3 protein-coding genes are annotated in these 5,129 nt (G+C 58.7%); all 3 read right to left on the reverse strand.

Annotation, left to right across the window (positions count from 1 at the left end):
* Positions 1–203: 203 nt before the first annotated feature.
* The 3 genes from ACRDCA_RS24360 to ACRDCA_RS24370 are packed head-to-tail and all read right to left on the reverse strand — an operon-like array spanning position 204 to position 4,946.
* Complete coding sequence (locus tag ACRDCA_RS24360; protein ID WP_438691854.1) at positions 204–1,373, reverse strand: HlyD family type I secretion periplasmic adaptor subunit; 1,170 nt, start codon at positions 1,371–1,373, stop codon at positions 204–206.
* A gap of 10 nt (positions 1,374–1,383) precedes the next feature.
* Positions 1,384–3,522: a type I secretion system permease/ATPase gene (locus ACRDCA_RS24365; RefSeq protein WP_438691855.1), complete on the reverse strand. Its 2,139-nt coding sequence runs from the start codon at positions 3,520–3,522 to the stop codon at positions 1,384–1,386.
* Positions 3,523–3,548: 26 nt separating this feature from the next.
* Complete coding sequence (locus tag ACRDCA_RS24370) at positions 3,549–4,946, reverse strand: TolC family outer membrane protein (RefSeq protein WP_438691856.1); 1,398 nt, start codon at positions 4,944–4,946, stop codon at positions 3,549–3,551.
* Positions 4,947–5,129 lie beyond the last annotated feature (183 nt).

The raw sequence follows: 5,129 nt of genomic DNA on the forward strand, positions 1-5,129 counted from the left end.
AGATGTTCTGAGCTACATAACGCATTACTACAACCATCGAAGAGCGCATAGCTTTAATGATGGTCAGACACCGCATGCCAAAGAGAGGCATGCGGTGTAAAAAACCTTAATCGGTGTTCGATATTACTAGACCACATCACCTGCCCTGTACGCTGAACTAGCTCCCTCTCCCTGTGGGAGAGGGTTGGGGTGAGGGGTGACCATCAACGTTCGCGCAGTGACTCCTTCACCTTGTTCAGCGGCTTGATCAGGTAATCCAGCACGCTTTTCTGGCCGGTTTTGATCTCCACGCTGGCCACCATCCCCGGCACAATCGGGAACTTCTTACCGGCCTTGTTCATCAGTTCTGCCTGCTTGGTGCGCACGTAAACCCGGTAGTAATACTGGTCACGTTTGACCTCGTCCTGAATGGTATCAGGTGAAACGTTTTCCACCTCGCCATTCAGGTTGCCGTAGATCGAAGAATCATAGGCGGTCACCTTGACGGTGGCGGGCAGTCCAGGGCGGATATAGGCGATATCCCGTGGGTTGATGCGAGTTTCGATCAGTAACTGATCTTCCAACGGCACGATTTCCATCAGCTTGCCGCCCGGCTGTAATACGCCGCCCACGGTAGTCACCTGAATGTCCTTCACGATCCCACGCACCGGCGAAACCATAGTGGCGCGATCCAACTGATCTTCCTTGCCGTTCACCAGTTCCAACTGGGCGTCGAGATCGGCGTTGTTTTTCACCTGCTCCTCACGGGCGCGCACGGCGTACTGGTTACGGGCCTCATCAATCTTGCCGCGCAGCTCGCTGACCTGACGCCGCAGGCGGATCACTTCAACCTGTCCGGCGGCCCCTTTGGCGACCAGCGGTTCGGTCATGCGTAACTCCTGTTGGACCAACTGCATCGATTGTTGCAGGTTGGTGACGGTCTCATCGCGGTTGCGCTTGCGGGAGTCATATAGCTGGCGCTCACGGGCCACCAAATTCGGCTCCTGCATCGTGTCGGCACTAAACTGCAAAGGTTCGCCGGTCAGTTCGGAGCGCAGGCGTTCGGCGGAGGCGCGTAGGGTCCGCACGCGGGAAAAGGCTTCGCCATAGTTGGACTGAAAGCGTTTCACGTCCAACTGCGCCAGTTTCTGGCCTTTGCTGACGATGTCCCCTTCGTGCACATACAGATGATCGATAATCCCACCGTCCAGGCTCTCAATCAGCTGCGCCCGGCTCAAGGGAGTGACCTTGCCGGTGCCAACGGTAACCTCATCGAGTATCGCAAAATAGGCCCAAACCACGAACAGGATCATCCCCAACAGCGTCAACCAAAGTACCGAGGAATGCCGCCGCCCCTGCCGTGCCAGATCGTCTTGCATGGTGATATTGCTCATTGATCGTTCCTCATGCCACGCCCTGTTCTTTATTGATCGGCTTATTGGCCGCCTGCAGGATCTGATCCCGTGGCCCGTCGGCGACTACCCGGCCGTTATCCAATACCACGATACGGTCCACCAGCTTCAACAGCGCAGGCCGATGGGTGACCAAAACCAGCGTACGGCCACTGAGCCAGCCGTGCATCTGGCGGATCACGTACTCTTCCAACTGCTCATCCATCGAGGCGGTGGGTTCATCCAGCAGCACGATTTGCGGATTGCGCAGGATCATGCGGCTCAGCAGCACCATCTGGCGTTGGCCACCGGACAGGCCACGGCCGCCCTCATGAATAATGCGATCCAGGCTGGCGGCGTCCTGTTGTACCAGGCTTAGCGCCCCCGAGATCCGCAGCGCCTGGAGCATTTCCGGTTCGGTAGCGTGCGGGTGGCCGAGCATCAGGTTCTGGCGCAGGCTGCCGAAAAACAGCCGCGATTCTTGCGAGAGGAAGCCCAACTGGCGGCGTACATCGCTGGGATCGATATGGCTGATGTCAACCCCGTCGATGATCACCTTGCCACGGGTAGCGCTGGCCTGGCCGGAAAGCAGCTTCAGCAGCGTCGATTTGCCCGCGCCAACCTTACCGAGGATCGCCACCCGCTCGCCGGGTTTGATCTCCAGATTATTGACGGTGATCGAGTTGTCCCCTTTCTCCACGTCGTAGCTGTATTGCAGGTTACGCAGTTGGAAATGGCCGCTGAGTACCGGACAGTGCGCCATCTTGCCTTCTTCCGGCTTATCGAGCGGCTTTTTCAGCAGATCGTCAAGGCCGGTCATGGCGGTTTTGGCGTGCTGCCAGCGTGAAAACACCATGGTCAGCTGCATCAGCGGGGCGATGGTGCGGGAAGACAGCAGGCTACAGGCCACCATGGTACCGGTGGTGATATCGCCGTTGAGCACCAGATAGCTGCCAAATACCAGCATCCCGGCATAGGTCAACTGCTGCACCGTCGAGGCCCAACCGCTGAGCCGCGCCCCCCACAGCCGCTGTTGCATACCGATGGTGGCGCTGACCGCGTGGGTTTGCTCCCATTGGCGCTGGAAGTAAGGTTCGGCCTGCAACGCTTTGATGTCCTCAACCCCTTCGATCGACTCAACCAGCACAGCGTTGCGCAGTGCGCTTTCACGCATGCCTTCTTTCGCCAGCTTGGCCATCGGCCATTGCAGCAAGATCCCGGGGATCACGATCAGCGGGATCGCCAGCATCGGGATAAACACCAGCGGGCCGCCTACCAGCGCCATAATGACCAGGAACAGCAACACGAACGGCATATCCGCCGCGGCACCCACGGTGGTGGAGGTCAGTAATTCTCGTACCTGATCGATCTCCCGCAACTGCGAGATAAAGGAGCCGGTTGATTTTGGCCGCGCTTCGTTTTTGATCGCCAGAGCGCGGGCAAACAGCATGCCGGAGATCTTCAGATCGATTTTCTTACCCATCAGATCCGAAATTACGGTGCGCGACAGGCGGATGGCGTACTCCAGCGCCGCCGCGATCAGCACCCCGAAGAACAGCACCCACAGGGTCGAGTAAGACTGAGCCGGAATAACCCGGTCATACACCTGCATCGAAAACAGAATGCCGGCGAGCGCCAGCACGTTGCTGATGATCGACGCCAGCGAGATCTCACCGATCTGCCGTTTGGCCCCGCGAAAATGTTGCCAGAACCAGTGTTTGCGATAGGGCTGCACGAAGTCGTCGATGCGTGAGTCTTGCCCACGCTCCGCTGTACCCAGTAGCACAATGGTGCCTTGGCCTTTGAGCAGTAACTCCACCAGCTCGGCTTCCCGCTGTACGTCGCCGCTGTCGTTGAGCCAATAGAGCGCCTTGCCCTCGCTGTCGAGGGATTCGATCACCATCAGGCCGCCGTCGTCGATCTCGATCAGCGCGGGCAGGATCTCGTTACGCCAGCGCACTTTCTCCCTCGGCTGCAAGCTGACGCTAAGCCCCATCAGGTGGCCCAGCCGTTCCAAACGACGCGGGGCAGGCAATTGTTCATACCAGCGCATTTGCTGGCGGACGGATTTAACGTCGACAGCCAGACCGTAGCCGTTGGCCGCTCGGGCCATCGCTGCGATCCAGGCTTCGAGTGAAGCAGGTTGTGACATAAGCGCTCCTGGCAAAATCATTCAGACTACAGCGACGGTAGGGTGTCGCCACTGGCTCGTTGGCGCTCGATACCCAACATATCCAATAAGTTGTCGACCGCAGAGGCGTAGCGCACCGCCGCGTCCCAGCCGTCGTACAGGGCGATGACGCGTGAGCTTTCTGCCTGTAGCACGTCTTGTTCCACGCTGAGCAGGTCGTTCAGGCTGCGCTTGCTGAGCTTGTATTCATCCTGATAGACGCTGCGGGTATAGTCCGCACTGCTCAGCTGTTGCGCCCCGGCCAGCTCTCGCTGCTGCGCCCCGATCAGATCCGCATAGGCGGTAGACGCTTTCTGGTTCATATCCAGTTTGGCGGCCTCGACCTGAGCCTGTGCCGCCTGACGATCGCCCTCGGCGGCATCGACCTTGGCATTGACCGCGCCGCCCTGATAGATCGGTGCCTGCACGACTAGCTGCAACTGATCGTTCCAGTAGGACTGTGATTCGTTGCCATCGCTCTCATAACGGGTGCGGCCAGCCTGAACGGAGATGGTTGGCCAGTGTTGGGCCTCGGCCTGGCGCACGCGCTGGATAGCCGCCTCCTGCTTGGCCTGGGCGCTGAGTACCGCATTGCTTTTTTGATAAGGCAGCGATTTGAGGGTGATTTTCTGTTGCAGCAGTTGCTGCGGCAGGTCGGGGAGTTTATCCGGGACAACACCGGTCAGCACGGTGAGCTGAGCCAGGGCCGAACGGTGCTGGGCGCGATACTGTTCCAGCGTGGCGTTCATCCCGGCGATACGGGTTTGTGCCTGCAAGACGTCGGATTGCGAGCTGAGACCGGCGTTGGCCCGCAGTTCGGCAATCTCCTTGACCCGGTTCAGCGACACCAGGTTGCGCTCCGCTGCGGTGCACAAATCCTGATAGCGCTTGACCTGAAGATAGGCTTGCAGCGTTTGCTGGCCCACCTCGGTCATGGTTTGGTAGAGCGTGTAACGATAGGCATCGGAGAGGTTATGTTGCTCGTCGATGCTGCCGCTGGTCTTGCCAAAGTCGTACAGCAACTGGTTAAGCGTCACGCCTGCTGAAGCGGTGTTGTTCAAGGTGCCAGAGGAGTCTGTCTGGCTGGATTTGCCAAAATTACTGTTGAGGCCGATTTGCGGGAACCAGGCGCTTTGTGCCAATGCCAGGTCAGCCTTACCCACATTGATTTGCGCTGAAGCCTGGGCAATTTGCGGGTTACGCGCAAACGCTCGCAGGATCGCGTCCTGTAAGGTTAATGTCATCACCGAACGTTCTGTCGGTGCGGCTTGCCAGTTGAATTCGACCTGCGGTGCGGCGAGAGTCTGACAAGTCAGCCCGCCTAAGCCGCCCAAAAACAGTCCGATTGTGGCCGCACGCCGTAACGTGAGCCGAGTTCCATCCATGCCATAAGCGTGTTTTTTCATTATCGCTACCACGTCTATGCCGATAACCGCGGTGGTGCCGTTTCGGCTTTGTTATTGTGACGATCGTTAATTCGGCGGCCCGTCTCCCGAACGGTACCGCCGTACTGCCTTGGCCTGAAGACTGTCATTCCCATGCCACTGGCTCGCAGCTTGCGGGCCAGTGGCTGACAGCAAGGCCGGTTA

It is taken from the genome of Serratia sp. (in: enterobacteria) (assembly GCF_051654945.1).
Taxonomy (GTDB): Bacteria; Pseudomonadota; Gammaproteobacteria; order Enterobacterales; family Enterobacteriaceae; genus Chania.

Excerpts from the sequence above, each read along its gene's own strand:
- ACRDCA_RS24365 (WP_438691855.1), bottom strand. The coding sequence starts at position 3,522 with ATGTCACAACCTGCTTCACTCGAAGCCTGGATCGCAGCGATGGCCCGA.
- ACRDCA_RS24360 (WP_438691854.1), bottom strand. The coding sequence starts at position 1,373 with ATGAGCAATATCACCATGCAAGACGATCTGGCACGGCAGGGGCGGCGG.
- ACRDCA_RS24370 (WP_438691856.1), bottom strand. The coding sequence starts at position 4,946 with ATGAAAAAACACGCTTATGGCATGGATGGAACTCGGCTCACGTTACGG.